Raw genomic sequence first — 13777 nt, 5'->3', positions numbered from 1 at the left:
AAAAGGAGAAAGAAAATGAAAAAATTTGTCGCTGAGTTAATCGGTACGTTCATGCTTGTGTTCATCGGAACAGGAGCTGTTGTTTTTGGAAATGGTCTTGATGGCCTTGGTCACCTTGGAATTGCCTTTGCCTTTGGTCTGGCAATCGTAGTTGCAGCTTACTCAATCGGAACTATTTCAGGTGCTCACTTGAACCCAGCTGTTTCGATTGCTATGTTTGTAAACAAACGTTTGTCATCTTCAGAGCTTGTAAACTACATCCTTGGACAAGTAGTTGGAGCTTTTATTGCTTCTGGCGCTGTCTTCTTCCTCTTGGCTAACTCTGGTATGTCAACTGCTAGCCTTGGTGAAAATGCCTTGGCAAACGGTGTCACTGTCTTTGGTGGTTTCTTGTTTGAAGTCATTGCAACCTTCTTGTTTGTCTTGGTTATCATGACCGTGACATCAGAAAGCAAGGGAAATGGCGCGTTTGCTGGTTTGGTAATTGGATTGTCATTGATGGCGATGATTCTTGTTGGATTGAACATTACTGGACTTTCAGTAAACCCAGCTCGTAGCTTGGCACCAGCTGTCTTGGTAGGTGGCGCAGCCCTTCAACAAGTATGGATTTTCATCCTTGCCCCAATCCTTGGTGGTGTTCTTGCAGCCCTCGTTGCAAAAAACTTTCTTGGAACTGAAGAATAATTGAAACTCAAAAAGCCTTGCTCCTCATTTTGAGGAACAGGGCTTTTTCGTATCTGTTTATACTCAATGAAAATCAAAGAGCAAACAAGGAAGCTAGCCGCAGGTTGCTCAAAGCACTGCTTTGAGGTTGTAGATGAAACTGACGAAGTCAGTAACCATACATACGGCAAGGTGAAGCTGACGTGGTTTGAAGAGATTTTCAAAGAGTATGAGTTTAACGGTTGTCAATTTTCTCTGGATAAAGGTCGTGTTGGAAGAGGCGTTGTTCTGCCAAACCTTCATACTTGGTTCCAGGCTTACCGTAGTTGTAGTAGGGGTCAATTGAAATGCCACCGCGCGGAGTGAATTTTCCCCAGACTTCTAAATAGCGAGGGTCTAGCAAGTTGACCAAGTCTTTCCCGATGGTGTTGATACAGTTTTCGTGAAAATCTCCGTGGTTTCGGTAGCTAAAGAGGTAGAGTTTGAGGGATTTTGATTCGACACAGAGCTTGTCAGGAATGTAGGAAATATAAATCGTCGCAAAGTCTGGTTGAGACGTAATAGGACAAAGCGAGGTAAATTCAGGACAGTTGAATTTGATGAAATAGTCATTTTCCACATGACGATTGTCAAAGGATTCGAGGACTTCTGGTTGATATTCGAAAATGTAGTTGGTTTCTTTGTTGCCTAGTAGGCTTAGGTTTTTCATTTCTTCTTGTTGTGACATGATTTTTTCTTTCTAATCTTAAACACCACGTTGGTTATCGTAGAGGAGGGTATGCAGTTGAGGAAGGACGCGGACATTGCCCCAGCTATCGTCAGTAGCGACTCGTTCCCAGAGTTCTTTGAGGCGGTCCAGTTGGTCTTGGACAATATTACCCGTAGCCTTGGGCTCAGGATTTCCTGCCGATAAGAAGAGAACATCTGGTTGGTAGCGTTCTTGAATTCCTTTGGCAAAGGCCAAATCTGCATCATCAAAGACAGGGATTTTAAAGGTAACCTTATCTGGATCCAGTTGGGAAACGATAAAGTCCAGGGTCTCAAAGTTGACTTCCATCTTGGATGAAGGAGGTTTGGGACTCAGAGTGACCTGGTCGATGTCTTTCAACCAATTTTGCCAGCGAGAGCCTTGAGTTTCAACAGCCAGAGTGACACCACGTTCCTTGAGTTTGGTGACTAGCTCAGCCATGTTGGCTGCTAGGATAGCAGGATTTCCCCCAGATAGGGTTACATAGTCGTAGCTCCCTAATTTATCCAACTCAGCAATGACCTCGTCAGCTGTCATGCGAGTTGGTTTTTCAGAACCATCCCAAGTAAAGGCAGAATCGCACCAGTCGCAGTGGTAGTCGCAACCAGCAGTGCGGACAAACATGGTTTTCTGCCCGATTGCACGACCTTCGCCTTGAAAGGTTGGGCCAAAAATTTCTAGAACTGGTAGTTTGAGGACACGTTCCCTAGTCATCTAACCACTCCCGTCTAAACTCTGCAAAGGCAGTCGGAGTTTCATAGAGGCGAACATATTCCAAACGGAGACCACGTTCGTCAGGCAACTCTTGGTTCATGGTTTGGAAAATCCAGTAAACCATATTTTCAGCAGTCGTGTTCATATAGGGAAGAGTTTCATTGAGATAGCGATGATCCAAGTGGGGTTCTAAGTAGTTCTTGTAGATTGCTTTGATGTCTCCGAAATCGTAGGTCATGCCACGTTCATCTAAAAATCCACTGACAGCAATCTGCAGATGATAGGTGTGACCATGAAGGGATTTGCATTTTCCCTCATAGTGAAAGAGGTGGTGGGCAGCATCGAAGGTAAACTCTTTTGATACCAAGGTTCTGTGTGGATTGTAGACAAGAGACTCCCCGGTTTCCTGTTTGATTTCTTTGGGTGCAAAAAACATTAGTCCTCTCCTTTCTGTGAGAGATAAACATCTAGACCATGCTGACGTAGATGGCAGGCTGGGCAATTTCCGCAGCCACTTCCGATAATACCGTTGTAGCAGGTCAAGGTCTTTTCACGAACGTAGTCAAAGGCACCGAGTTGGTCGGCTAATTCCCAAGTTTCAGCCTTGTCTAGCCACATGAGAGGTGTTTGGATCACAAAGTCGTAATCCATGGCAAGGTTGAGGGTAACATTAAGGGATTTGACAAAGATATCTCGACAATCGGGGTAGCCTGAGAAGTCTGTCTCGCAGACACCTGTCACGATATCTTTAATGCCTCGTTGCTTAGCAAGAACTGCCGCAAAAGACAGAAAGAGGTGGTTGCGACCGTCAACGAAGGTATTGGGAACCTCCCCCTCTTTTTGCTCAATCTCCATATCAGAGGTCAGGGCATTTTCAGTGATTTGCCCCAGCAGAGACATATCTAGGATATGATGAGGAATCCCCTGTTCCTTGGCGATTTCTCTAGCGACTTGAATTTCGAGGTGATGGCGTTGACCGTAGGCAAAGGTAACGGCTTCGACCGTTTCATAGTGTTCTTTAGCCCAAAAGAGGCAGGTTGTAGAATCTTGACCGCCACTAAAGACGACCAATGCTGATTGACGTTTCATAGTACTCCTTCCAAAATGGGAAATGTTCAGAGCACGCAAAAAGCTCCCTTGAGGGAGCTAAAAAATACCAAGTAGAGGTTTTTTTTAGCGATGGCATGTCCCAAACATCGTAATATTCAACTTACAGTCTAGCATATTTTTTGAAAAATGGCAAAGGGCAAGAAAAAAGAGACCAAAGCAAGTACTTGGTCTCTAGTATGATTAGCTCAATTCAGCAACGATGGCCTTGATTTGTTCTGCTGTGTGAACACCTGCAACTTGTTTCACTACTTGGCCGTCTTTTTTGAAGAGAAGAGTTGGGATAGACATGATTCCAAAAGCACGAGCTGTGTTTGGATTTTCATCAACGTCCATTTTAACGATTTTCAAAACATCTTCTGAAAGTTCTTCAGACAATTTATCCAAGATTGGACCTTGCATACGACATGGACCACACCAAGTTGCCCAGAAGTCTACCAAGACCAAACCGTCTTTAGTTTCTTGTTCGAATGTTGCATCTGTAATTGCTTTTGCCATTGTATTTCTCCTTTTTTAGTTATATTGGCTTAAATCTTGTTTCTTGAGATAGAAGAAGATATCTCCATAAGTCCCATGGTAGTCCAAATCATGACCGTTGTAAGTTAATTTTTGGACGGGGTAGTAGTCTGCGACGCCGATAAGGCAAGCTTGTTGTGAACGATCAAAATCTTCATAAGATTCGAAAGTTACAGTTCTTTCGTTCTTGCTGGCATCTAGATAGGTAATTTCAATCATGTTTAAAACTCCTTTGTTTAATGATGACTTTATTTTACTCCTTGTAAAAGAGAATGTCAAGAAAAATGATTGCGCACGCAACTTTTTTCTAAAATCATCTTAAATCAAGAAATCCAAACCAGTTTCCAAGCTTTCTTCGACAGCTTTCTGTAGAGAGGCCAGTGTCTTTTGCCCATCACCTGTCAGGCAGATAAAACTAGAGCGTCTATCTTGATCACAACACCTGCGACTAAGTAGACCACAATTTTTGGCTTCCAAGCGAGCCACCATCCGAGAAACAGCGCTCGGGCTCAGATGAAGTTTATCTGGCAGGTCAATCTGTCGTAGAGATTTTTCTTGAGCCAAGTCCAGATAGTAGAGGAGGTAGAACTCTTTCAAGGTCAGACTTTGTTCACTCTGCAGGGCAATGGTCTCTTCCAAGAGACCTTCAATTTCTTTCTGCCGACGATTGAAGTCAAACCATTTTTCCAAATAGGTCATAGTATCTCCTTTCTTTTTAGAGTCATACATAGAAGAAAGTCCATTCACGGACAGTTTCTGCATCACAAGATGATTGCGCATGCAATAATTATACTACTTTTCAAGAAAGCTGGCAAGAAGAACACTGACATCTCTTATCCTAAATCATGCCTGTTTTACCAAGTCAAGAATTGTTTGTATCCCCTTTCCTCTCTGATTTTCATTATCTCTTGTGTATTTCCTTGAAATTTTCTGAAAAAAGAGTAAACTGGTAAGCAAGAAGTCTATTTCGTGGAGTTTAGGATGAAATTATATGTTCAATTAATGATTCTCTTTGTGATTTCTCTAATCGGAGAGGGGATTTCCAGTTTCTTTCATTTGCCCATCCCAGGCAGTATTATCGGTTTGATTATTCTTTTTCTAGCCCTACAATTCAAGTGGCTGAGAACCAGGCATGTCAACATGGTTGGGAATTTCTTGCTGGCCAATATGACCATTCTCTTTTTGCCGCCAGCAGTGGGAATCATGGAAAAGTTTGATGTGATTGCTCCCTATCTTTTGCCCATTGTTTTGATTATCTTTTTTGCGGCTGTCATCAATATTATCCTCATTGCCTTGGTTGTTCAGTTTATCAAGAGACGATTTGAGGGAGATTATGAGAAAGGAGATGCCAAATGAGTGAATTTGTTTCCAATCCCCTATTTGGGCTTGCCCTGTCTATCCTAGCTTACCTGGTGGGAATGCTGATTTACAGACGTTTTCCTCATCCATTGACAACGCCCTTGCTTTTGTCAGCTGTTTTCATTATCATCTTTCTAAAGGTGACGGGTATTTCTTACCAAGATTACTACCAAGGTGGGGTTTATCTGAACAACTTAATTGTCCCATCGACCGTGGCTCTAGGGATTCCGCTTTATAAGAGTTTTCACTTGATGAAGCACCATGCTCGGAGTATTCTCTTTGGTAGTCTGTTAGCAGTAGTTGTTAATACCTCTTTCACAGCTCTTGTAGCTAAGATTTTTGGAATGGACTTTTTCCTAGCTATTTCTCTCTTTCCCAAGTCAGTGACAACCGCCATGGCAGTTGGGATTACAGAAAAATTGCAAGGTTTGACGACTGTGACCTTGGTGGTTGTAGTGGCGACTGGGATTTTAACCAGTGTCATCGGCCCAACCCTCTTGAAGTGGTTGAAAATTGACGACCCAGTAGCTGTTGGTCTTTCCCTTGGAGGAACAGGCCACGCAGTTGGAACAGGTACAGCCTTTCGATACGGTTCTGTAGCAGGAGCTATGGGTGGTTTGGCTATCGGTGTTACCGGTATTCTCTATGTTTTTGTTAGCCCTATCGTAGCCAGTTTGATATTGAGTTAAAAAGCAAGGAATTCGAGTTCCTTGCTTTTTAAAATCGTATGTTATAGACTATTACTTTTCTTTGCTTAAGTGAATGACTTGGTCATAGTGTTTTAAGTCTTCTTCAGTGTAGTGGTGAATGACTTCAATGACTGTTTGAGGTAGGGAGAAGAGTAAGTCGCTAATTTTTCTGCTATTTTCCGAGTCAAGATTGGCCTTAATCTCATCTGCTAAGATGAGTTGGCTATCATGGTAGAGGGCGCGAGCGATTTCTAGGCGTTGTTTCTCGCCACCAGATAGACTGTCATTGCTGAGCGTTCGATTTTTCAAATGTTCTAAACCTGTTTTTTTGAGGATATGATTTAAAGTCTCTGGATTTTTATCCAGTCCTAGAAGGATATTGTCTTCCAGAGATAGCGTGTCAAAGTAATGGCTATCTTGGAGAATATAGGAACTAATACTTGTGATTTCTTTACGTGACAGGTTTTGCCCAGCAAAGCTAATCTGTCCACTTGTCGGTGTCTCTTCTCCATGAATGATATTGAGCAGGGTTGTCTTACCAGAGCCACTTTCCCCGATAATGGCAATTTTTTCTCCTTGCTTGATGTGCATGGAAATCGGAGACAGAAGGCTATTTCCATCTTTTTCAAGGGAGATGGTATCAAGCTGGATAGGGAAAATGTTTTCTATGCTTCTAGGCGAGTTGGAGTCAGACTGGTCCAAAAGTTTTTGGTATTTGTTGAGAAGAGTTCGAGTCGCTTTTCGGGTGTTGGTAAAGTAAGCCAACTCTTGGAATTGATAGCCGATATTATGGGAAACCAGATAGATGGCCACAAAACTCGCCGCATCTAAATAATTATAGTAGGTCATAAAGCCACCGATGACGATTGGTGTGACAGAACAAAAGGCATCGATGCTATTGATAAAAAGACTGTTTAAAGTTCGTTGTTTTTCATAGTTGATTTCGGCATCCAGACTGGTTTGTAATTGCTTTTGGTAGCGAGCAAAAAAGAAATCTTGTCCCTGATAATGGCGAATTTGTTGGCTGCCACCAATAAAATTTGTCAAGCTTGATAAGTAGCTCTGGTTAACAGTTGACCGCTTTTCAGAAAGTGAATCCAAGCGCTTTGATCCGATAGCACTGCAGAGTACAGGAAAGGAGTAGAAGAGGATGAAAATCAAGCCTAAGTAAAAATTGGTCCACAAGGCATAGAGAATGGACACAGTGGTGAAACCAAGAGAAGAAATGATGATGACGGTTGGCTCGATATAGCTTTCTTCTAGTTGCTTGACGTCGTTTTCTAGGTCAGACAAAATATCCTTTTCATCAATCTCATAACTGCTTAAAAATCGCTTGAAAATAGCACTCTTGATTCCATATTTAAAGTCAGTAATCAAACGGGCGTAGTAATAGCGTTTCCCAGCTAAGCCTAGTAATAGAATGAGGTTTCCAAGGATTCCCAAAATCAAAACTTTCCAAAGAAGGCCTAGTTCTTGATTGGTAAAACTAGCAACAATGTTCTGAACAAGGGCTGGTGTGATAATCGCTTCCAGCCAGGTAACGGCAATAGAAAAGAAGTAAAGTATGAGGTGTTTCTTAGTAACAAATCTTCTCAGCATAAAGAGTTGACCTCCTTATCGATATACATGTAATTAGTTTTAAAGTCATTATACTCCTTTATCTCAAATACTTCATATAAAAATATAATTTTTGGTGGATATACAATTAAATGACAATGTCAAAATGTAACAGATTAAATAAAAAGCGAACAAAACAGAATTTGTTGTTTCGATTCGCTTTTTGTATTATCATCTAGATTTTTCTTGTAGCTCTGATAACATTTAGTCTGAGCAGGTACACTAATAGCTGATGGAATAAAATGTGTACATTAGATTATTTCCAAGCGCCACTGGCATCTACATAGTAGCCATCTGGTGTGTAGGTATTGTGAAGCATCTTACCTGATGAAGCGAGGTAGTACCAAGATCCACTATCTTTTACCCAGCCTGTTGCCATAGAACCTGAGTTGTTTAGATAATACCAAGATCCACTATCTTTGATCCAACCTGTCGCCATAGAACCTGAGTCTTTTAGGTAATACCAAGAGTGATTATCATATAGCCAGTCACTAGCAATCATAGCTCCTGATGATTTAAAGGCATACCAGTTGCCACCTTGATAGAGCCAAGTTTGATTGAACATGACTCCTTTATCATTCATAAAGTACCAAGTTCCCTTGTCCTTAACCCAAGCATTTTTAACTAATTGCCCTTGTTTTTGATAGTACCAGCTTTCACTGTAATTCTTTTTTAGCCAACTTTCTGCTTTTAGAATCGGATAAAGTATTTTGAAGGCTCCTGCCCCCCTGTAGGAATGACTGATAACTCCTGGTTTTTGAAGTTTCAATTCTTCATAGTCGTCTGCCCAAGCAAAGACTTTTTGACCATTGACAGTCTCTGGTAAGGTAGCAGTGTAGGTCTTAGTTTGATAGTCCCATTTTGCATCAAGGTAGGTGTGTTGATCATTTGATTCGTCAATACGGAAGTAACCACTCTTTCCACCGTCATTATATACATCATCTACTACTTTAGTGGACCAGGTCTTTACTTCATTTCCACTCTTGGCTTCTACCTTGATATCCCCTCTATAGCCATAAGGAACGTAGAAATTCAGGTAACGCCCCTCTACACCCATCATAGACTTGTCCTTTTCTTGACCTAGGAAATTGACAGTTTGATCTTGACCATTGAGACTAACCGTCCACTCGATTTTCTCAGTTTTTGGCAAATCCAATACTTTGATATCTACTTCATTGCCATTGTCAAATTGAAGAATTTTGCCATCTTGATACTTAATACCACCCTTGACAACCCATTCTTCTTTCAATTCGAAGGCCTTTCCTGAATGAGGGAAAGCTAGTAAAGCTAAACCTGCTAGAGATAAACCAAATAATGTGATTTTTTTTGATACTTTCATTTTCTTAACCCCTTATTTTTGGAATAAAACAAATTGACTGTTTTCTGGATAAACTGATACATGTTGCTCCTTATTACTGCTTGATGCAGCTTCAAGGACTAGAGGATAAGAGTATTGATACAGTTCCTCTAAAGTGATTTTTCCGTTAGTATTGGTGTCTGCCATAGGCGAAATCATTCTATTTTGAAGTGAATCCCAACCTGTACCCATTGCCCAGTATCTGGTGGCAAGACTACCTACTCCGACTGCACTATACGATTTTTCACCTTTCCAAGAGGCACATAGTACGAGGAATTTAGAATCAAGCATTTCACCATTCTTACTTGCTGGATCTCCTGTTGAAAATCCTGCCAAAAATGCTTGTTCATCAAATCTTTCTTCAGAATTGGAGACGGCCTTTTCATCTGATTTACCTACATCTATAATTTTTCCTGAATAGCAACAATCCAGCATAACCACAAACTTACCTTTATATTGTTTCAGTATAGATGCTAATTCCCAGCCTGAAAATGTCTGACCATCGCTACCAAGATAGATTCTTCCGTCTCTTCCTCCATGACAAGTAAGGTAAAGATAGTTCACATCGCTTTCGCTAGAAGATTTGAAAAGCTCTTCCATTTTTGCAATAATCTCAGCTTTTGTTTTATCTGGGAAACGAACAACTTTACTAAAGTTTTGGTTGCTAAAAACCCTTTCCATAGCATTAACGTCTTCGATAGGTACTTCTATCGTTGATGTTTCACCAAGAACTAAAGCACGGCGATTAATCGTTTGTCTTGCTCCACTAGTAGCAAAGAAATAAGTATCATCTCCAATATTGTGCCAACCTGTCTGCATAGCACCGCTATCAGCTAAATAATATTGTTTTCCTTCGATAGTCTGTAGGCCAGTTTGCATGACACCGCTAGTATTTAAATAGTACCAACTACCAGAAATCAAACACCAGCCTGTTTTCATAGCACCACTATCATCTAGATAATACCAATTTCCATACTCATTGAACCAACCTGTTTTCATCCAACCTTCACTATCAAAATAGTACCAGGTTTCATTAATCTTTTCCCACTCGTTTTTAGTGTAAGAACCGTCAGAATGTTTATACCACCAACGGCCATTCGATTGAATCCAACTGCCATTAGAGTGGCTATAAGCTTAGGGAGAAATAGATTCTTGAGCAGAAACTGGTTTATTTACTGCTAGTGTTGTCACTAGGCTCAGTAAAGCAACTGATGACAATAAAATTTTTTTCATAATCATATTGTCCTTTCTGTTTTATTTTTGTATAATCATAATCATATCACAAATAAAAAAACAGGTTTAATTTTTTGCAGAAATGGAAGAGGAATACTATGGAAAATTTTGGAGCAGTTTTAAAGTGCTTGCCTTTTGTAGTATAATTGTCTTGCATCTCTGTGCCTTTCTTATGTTTTTGACTGAATAAAAGTCTAATAAGTAGGAGAGGTTCTTTTCCATAATTTCTCGAATAGAATACAAAAAGCGAACAAAACAGAATTTGTTGTTTCGATTCGCTTTTTGTATTATTAAATAGATTTTTCTTGTAGTTCTGATAACATTTAGTCTGAGCAGGTGCACTAATAGCTGATGGAATAAAATGTATACTTTAGCTTATTTCCAAGCGCCACTGGCATCTACATAGTAACCATCAGGTGTATAGGTGTTGTGAAGCATCTTACCAGTTGAAGCAAGATAGTACCACTGACCGCCATCTTTTACCCAACCAGTCGCCATAGCACCTGAATTGCTTAGGTAATACCAAGAGTCACTATCTTTTACCCAGCCTGTTACCATAGTACCTGAATTGTTTAGGTAATACCAAGAGCCACTATCTTTGAGCCAGCCTGTTGCCATAGCACCTGAGTCTTTTAGGTAGTACCAAGAGTTATTATCATATAGCCAATCACTAGCAATCATGGCTCCTGATGGTTTAAAGGCATACCAGTTGCCACCTTGATAGAGCCAAGTTTGATTGAACATGACACCTTTATCATTCATAAAGTACCAGCTTCCATTGTCCTTAACCCAAGAATTTTGAACTAATTGACCTTGTTTTTGATAGTACCAGGTTTCATCGTCACTATTTTTTCGATTTAGCCAGCTTTCTGCTTTTACAATCGGATAAAGTGTTCTGAAGGCTCCTCCCCCCTTGTAGGAATGACTGATAACTCCTGGTTTTACAAGTTTCATACCACCAGACTCCTCTGCCCAAGCAAAAACTTTTTGACCATTGACAGTCTCTGGTAAGGTGGCAGTATAAGTCTTGGTTTGATAGTCCCATTTGGTATCAAGGTAGGTGTATTGATCATTAGATTCTTTAATATGGTAGTAGCCTCTCTTTCCACCGTCATGATATACATCATCAACCACTTTAGTGGACCAGGTCTTCACCTCATTTCCGCTCTTGGCCTCTACCTTGATATCTCCTCTATAGCCATATGGAACATAGAAATTCAGGTAACGTCCTTCTTCACCGATATTGGATCTATCCACTTCTTGAGCTAGGAAATTGACAGTCTGGTCTTGACCATCTAAAGTAACTTTCCACTCGATTTTCTCAGTTTTTGGCAAATCCAAGGCTTTGATATCTATGTCATGGCCATTGTTAAATCGAAGAATTTTACCATCTTGATATTGAACACCACCCTTAATACGCCATACCTCTTGTAGCTCAAAAGCTTTGGCAGATTGAGGAAGAATAAACATAGCCAACCCTGCCAATGACAAACTAAATAGTGTGATTTTTTGTGATATTTTCATTTTATGAACTCCTTATTTTTTGAATAAAACAAATTGACTGTTTTTTGGATAAACTGATACATGTTGCTCTTCGTGAATTTGTGATGCAGCTTCAAGGACTAGAGGATAAGAGTATTGATACAGTTCCTCTAAAGTAATTTTTCCGTTAGTATTGGTGTCTGCCATAGGCGAAATCATTCTATTTTGAAGTGGATCCCAACCTGTACCCATTGCCCAGTATCTAGTGGCAAGACTACCTACTCCGACCGCACTATACGATTCTTCACCCATACAAGAGGCACATAGTACGAGGAATTTAGAATCAAGCATTTCGCCATTCTTGCTTGCTATATCTCCTGTTGAAAATCCTGCCAAAAATGCTTGATCATCAAATCTTTTTTCAGACTTGGAGGCAACCTTTTTGTTTGGCTTATCTACATCTATAATCGTTCCTGAATAGCAACAATCCAGCATAACAACAAACTTACCTTTGTATTGTTTCAGTATGGATGCTAATTCCCAACCTGAAAATGATGTTTTATCGCTACCAATGGCTATCGTCCCATCTTCTCCACCATGACAAGTAAGGTAAAGGTAGTTCACATCGCTTTCGCTAGAAGATTTGAAAAGCTCTTGCATTTTTGCAATAATCTCGGACTTAGTTTTATCTGGGAAACGAACAACTTTACTAAAGTTTTGGTTACTGAAAACCTTCTCCATAGCATTAATATCTTCGATAGGTACTGCTCTCGTTGATGTTTCACCAAGAACTAAAGCACGGCGATTAATCGTTTGTCTTGCTCCACTAGTGGCAAAGAAATAGGTATCATCTCCAATATTGTGCCAACCTGTCTGCATAGCACCGCTATCAGCTAAATAATATTGTTTCCCTTCGATAGTCTGTAGGCCAGTTTGCATGACACCGCTAGTATTTAAATAATACCAACTACCAGAAATCAAACACCATCCTGTTTTCATAGCACCACTATCATCTAGATAATACCAATTTCCATACTCATTGAACCAACCTGTTTTCATCCAACCTTCACTATCAAAATAGTACCAGGTTTCATTAATCTTTTCCCACTCGTTTTTAGTGTAAGAACCGTCAGAATGTTTATACCACCAACGGCCATTCGATTGAATCCAACTGCCATTAGAGTGGCTATAAGCTTAGGGAGAAATAGATTCTTGAGCAGAAACTGGTTTATTTACTGCTAGTGTTGTCACTAGGCTCAGTAAAGCAACTGATGACAATAAAATTTTTTTCATAATCATATTGTCCTTTCTGTTTTATTTTTGTATAATCATAATCATATCACAAATAAAAAAACAGGTTTAATTTTTTGCAGAAATGGAAGAGGAATACTATGGAAAATTTTGGAGCAGTTTTAAAGGATATCCGTATTTCAAAAAATTTTCGTCTTAAAGATTTGGCTTGTGATAAGATTAGTGAGTCAACTATTTCTCGTTTCGAAAATGGGATTACAAAATTATCTATTGATCATTTTTACATGTTGTTAAATCGCCTGGGGATATCATTTTCGGAATTTGAAGAATTAGTTCATTGCTATTATTCTAAAAAAGAATGTTTTTTTGAAGAATTAGAACATGCTGTAAACTCTTCAGATATCATTTTGTTACAAGAACTAATAAAGAAAATAGAACTAAAACAAAAGCAGGAAAAAAGTTTATGCAATTGTCACATAAAATTGATTGCTGAACAACAGATTAATCGCCTTGCAAACCTTCCTTACAATACTTCTAAATGTAATGAGCTAATCAAGTATTTGCTTTCTGTAGATAATTGGATGGAGTATGAACTGAAAATTTTCTATAATTCGGTGTTTTTTATGAACACTAAAACCATAAGCTTACTATATAGAGCGGTAATCAAGAAAACACGACATTTTTTAAAAACAGATATGGGAACGCATAGAGTAATTCCTTTATATTTATTTAATTTAGAATTATTATTAAAAAATAATTTGTTAGATAGCGCTCAATTTTTTATAGATGATTTAGAAAATTTACTGACCAGACAAGGATATTATTTTGAAAAGACTTATTTGCTTTTTTTAAAAGGTATTTATCTCATAAAAACGAATCAAGTAGAGTTAGGTAAAAAAGAATGTTCCAAAGCTATGAAAATATGTAAGGAATATAATGATAGTGTCACAATAGAGAAATTAAACAAGACCTTTAAATCAGATCTTGTCATTTAATTGGTTAGAAGGATTCGTCTGTAAGATAAAGTTAGACAGAAAATGA

General features: G+C 39.3%; 16 protein-coding genes. 4 read left to right on the top strand and 12 right to left on the bottom strand.

Translation table 11 applies throughout. The annotated features are described in order from the left end of the window. Nucleotides 1-15 precede the first annotated feature (15 nt). The gene (locus N8L33_RS02480; protein WP_261058298.1) at nucleotides 16-684 is read left to right on the top strand and encodes an MIP/aquaporin family protein; all 669 of its coding nucleotides are present in this window, start codon (nucleotides 16-18) and stop codon (nucleotides 682-684) included. 214 nt (nucleotides 685-898) lie between these two features. Here the strand turns inward: N8L33_RS02480 and queF are convergent, their stop codons facing one another. The 7 genes from queF to N8L33_RS02445 all read right to left on the bottom strand — a co-directional run bounded on the left by queF (nucleotide 899) and on the right by N8L33_RS02445 (nucleotide 4447). Then, entirely contained in the window at nucleotides 899-1390 is a 492-nt protein-coding gene (gene queF, locus N8L33_RS02475) for a preQ(1) synthase (RefSeq protein ID WP_261058297.1), read from the bottom strand. 18 nt (nucleotides 1391-1408) lie between these two features. Beyond that, the gene (gene queE / locus N8L33_RS02470) at nucleotides 1409-2125 is read right to left on the bottom strand and encodes a 7-carboxy-7-deazaguanine synthase QueE (RefSeq protein ID WP_261058295.1); all 717 of its coding nucleotides are present in this window, start codon (nucleotides 2123-2125) and stop codon (nucleotides 1409-1411) included. Continuing rightward, nucleotides 2118-2561, bottom strand: coding sequence for a 6-carboxytetrahydropterin synthase QueD (queD, locus tag N8L33_RS02465; RefSeq protein WP_000464573.1), 444 nt, complete (start codon nucleotides 2559-2561; stop codon nucleotides 2118-2120). Before queD ends, queE begins: the two co-directional genes overlap by 8 nt. Next, nucleotides 2561-3214 (bottom strand): 7-cyano-7-deazaguanine synthase QueC, encoded by a 654-nt coding sequence (queC, locus tag N8L33_RS02460; protein WP_261058294.1) that lies wholly within the window; start codon nucleotides 3212-3214, stop codon nucleotides 2561-2563. The genes queD and queC overlap by 1 nt, the downstream gene beginning before the upstream one ends. 201 nt (nucleotides 3215-3415) lie before the next feature. Continuing rightward, nucleotides 3416-3730 (bottom strand): thioredoxin, encoded by a 315-nt coding sequence (gene trxA, locus N8L33_RS02455; protein WP_001029581.1) that lies wholly within the window; start codon nucleotides 3728-3730, stop codon nucleotides 3416-3418. A 15-nt stretch (nucleotides 3731-3745) separates the two neighbouring features. Further along, nucleotides 3746-3967: a DUF4649 family protein gene (locus N8L33_RS02450; protein WP_000570255.1), complete on the bottom strand. Its 222-nt coding sequence runs from the start codon at nucleotides 3965-3967 to the stop codon at nucleotides 3746-3748. A gap of 99 nt (nucleotides 3968-4066) precedes the next feature. Next, nucleotides 4067-4447 carry a MarR family winged helix-turn-helix transcriptional regulator gene (locus N8L33_RS02445; protein WP_261058292.1) on the bottom strand — a complete coding sequence of 127 codons (381 nt, stop codon included), beginning with the start codon at nucleotides 4445-4447 and terminating at the stop codon, nucleotides 4067-4069. Nucleotides 4448-4729: 282 nt separating this feature from the next. On the opposite strand from N8L33_RS02445, the gene N8L33_RS02440 reads away from it, so the two are divergent. Further along, nucleotides 4730-5104 carry a CidA/LrgA family protein gene (locus tag N8L33_RS02440; protein ID WP_000781322.1) on the top strand — a complete coding sequence of 125 codons (375 nt, stop codon included), beginning with the start codon at nucleotides 4730-4732 and terminating at the stop codon, nucleotides 5102-5104. After that, on the top strand, nucleotides 5101-5796 hold the full coding sequence (locus N8L33_RS02435; RefSeq protein WP_001288952.1) for an LrgB family protein: 696 nt from the start codon (nucleotides 5101-5103) through the stop codon (nucleotides 5794-5796). Before N8L33_RS02440 ends, N8L33_RS02435 begins: the two co-directional genes overlap by 4 nt. Nucleotides 5797-5847: 51 nt before the next feature. Here N8L33_RS02435 and gggC read toward each other — a convergent pair whose 3' ends face one another. The 5 genes from gggC to N8L33_RS02410 all read right to left on the bottom strand — a co-directional run bounded on the left by gggC (nucleotide 5848) and on the right by N8L33_RS02410 (nucleotide 12652). Then, nucleotides 5848-7395: a streptosactin export ABC transporter GggC gene (gggC, locus tag N8L33_RS02430; protein WP_023943807.1), complete on the bottom strand. Its 1548-nt coding sequence runs from the start codon at nucleotides 7393-7395 to the stop codon at nucleotides 5848-5850. Nucleotides 7396-7669: 274 nt separating this feature from the next. Further along, nucleotides 7670-8752 (bottom strand): N-acetylmuramoyl-L-alanine amidase family protein, encoded by a 1083-nt coding sequence (locus N8L33_RS02425; RefSeq protein ID WP_023943805.1) that lies wholly within the window; start codon nucleotides 8750-8752, stop codon nucleotides 7670-7672. Nucleotides 8753-8764: 12 nt separating this feature from the next. After that, nucleotides 8765-9877, bottom strand: a complete 1113-nt coding sequence (locus N8L33_RS02420; RefSeq protein WP_261058336.1) for a caspase family protein — start codon at nucleotides 9875-9877, stop codon at nucleotides 8765-8767. 501 nt (nucleotides 9878-10378) lie between these two features. Then, nucleotides 10379-11527: an N-acetylmuramoyl-L-alanine amidase family protein gene (locus tag N8L33_RS02415; RefSeq protein WP_261058290.1), complete on the bottom strand. Its 1149-nt coding sequence runs from the start codon at nucleotides 11525-11527 to the stop codon at nucleotides 10379-10381. 12 nt (nucleotides 11528-11539) lie between these two features. Next, nucleotides 11540-12652 carry a caspase family protein gene (locus N8L33_RS02410; protein ID WP_261058335.1) on the bottom strand — a complete coding sequence of 371 codons (1113 nt, stop codon included), beginning with the start codon at nucleotides 12650-12652 and terminating at the stop codon, nucleotides 11540-11542. Between the two features lie 224 nt (nucleotides 12653-12876). On the opposite strand from N8L33_RS02410, the gene N8L33_RS02405 reads away from it, so the two are divergent. Next, the gene (locus tag N8L33_RS02405) at nucleotides 12877-13731 is read left to right on the top strand and encodes a helix-turn-helix domain-containing protein (protein WP_261058289.1); all 855 of its coding nucleotides are present in this window, start codon (nucleotides 12877-12879) and stop codon (nucleotides 13729-13731) included. Nucleotides 13732-13777: the final 46 nt, after the last annotated feature.

Source organism: Streptococcus mitis (assembly GCF_946188695.1).
GTDB classification, from domain to species: Bacteria; Bacillota; Bacilli; order Lactobacillales; family Streptococcaceae; genus Streptococcus; species Streptococcus mitis_DF.
The sequence above is the reverse complement of the archived record's forward strand: the minus strand, read 5'-3'. Positions and strand labels throughout refer to the sequence as shown.

Excerpts from the sequence above, each read along its gene's own strand:
- queF (WP_261058297.1), bottom strand. The coding sequence starts at position 1,390 with ATGTCACAACAAGAAGAAATGAAAAACCTAAGCCTACTAGGCAACAAA.
- N8L33_RS02415 (WP_261058290.1), bottom strand. The coding sequence starts at position 11,527 with ATGAAAATATCACAAAAAATCACACTATTTAGTTTGTCATTGGCAGGG.
- N8L33_RS02425 (WP_023943805.1), bottom strand. The coding sequence starts at position 8,752 with ATGAAAGTATCAAAAAAAATCACATTATTTGGTTTATCTCTAGCAGGT.
- N8L33_RS02435 (WP_001288952.1), top strand. The coding sequence starts at position 5,101 with ATGAGTGAATTTGTTTCCAATCCCCTATTTGGGCTTGCCCTGTCTATC.
- N8L33_RS02405 (WP_261058289.1), top strand. The coding sequence starts at position 12,877 with ATGGAAAATTTTGGAGCAGTTTTAAAGGATATCCGTATTTCAAAAAAT.
- gggC (WP_023943807.1), bottom strand. The coding sequence starts at position 7,395 with ATGCTGAGAAGATTTGTTACTAAGAAACACCTCATACTTTACTTCTTT.
- trxA (WP_001029581.1), bottom strand. The coding sequence starts at position 3,730 with ATGGCAAAAGCAATTACAGATGCAACATTCGAACAAGAAACTAAAGAC.
- N8L33_RS02440 (WP_000781322.1), top strand. The coding sequence starts at position 4,730 with ATGAAATTATATGTTCAATTAATGATTCTCTTTGTGATTTCTCTAATC.
- queE (WP_261058295.1), bottom strand. The coding sequence starts at position 2,125 with ATGACTAGGGAACGTGTCCTCAAACTACCAGTTCTAGAAATTTTTGGC.
- N8L33_RS02480 (WP_261058298.1), top strand. The coding sequence starts at position 16 with ATGAAAAAATTTGTCGCTGAGTTAATCGGTACGTTCATGCTTGTGTTC.
- N8L33_RS02450 (WP_000570255.1), bottom strand. The coding sequence starts at position 3,967 with ATGATTGAAATTACCTATCTAGATGCCAGCAAGAACGAAAGAACTGTA.
- queD (WP_000464573.1), bottom strand. The coding sequence starts at position 2,561 with ATGTTTTTTGCACCCAAAGAAATCAAACAGGAAACCGGGGAGTCTCTT.
- N8L33_RS02445 (WP_261058292.1), bottom strand. The coding sequence starts at position 4,447 with ATGACCTATTTGGAAAAATGGTTTGACTTCAATCGTCGGCAGAAAGAA.
- queC (WP_261058294.1), bottom strand. The coding sequence starts at position 3,214 with ATGAAACGTCAATCAGCATTGGTCGTCTTTAGTGGCGGTCAAGATTCT.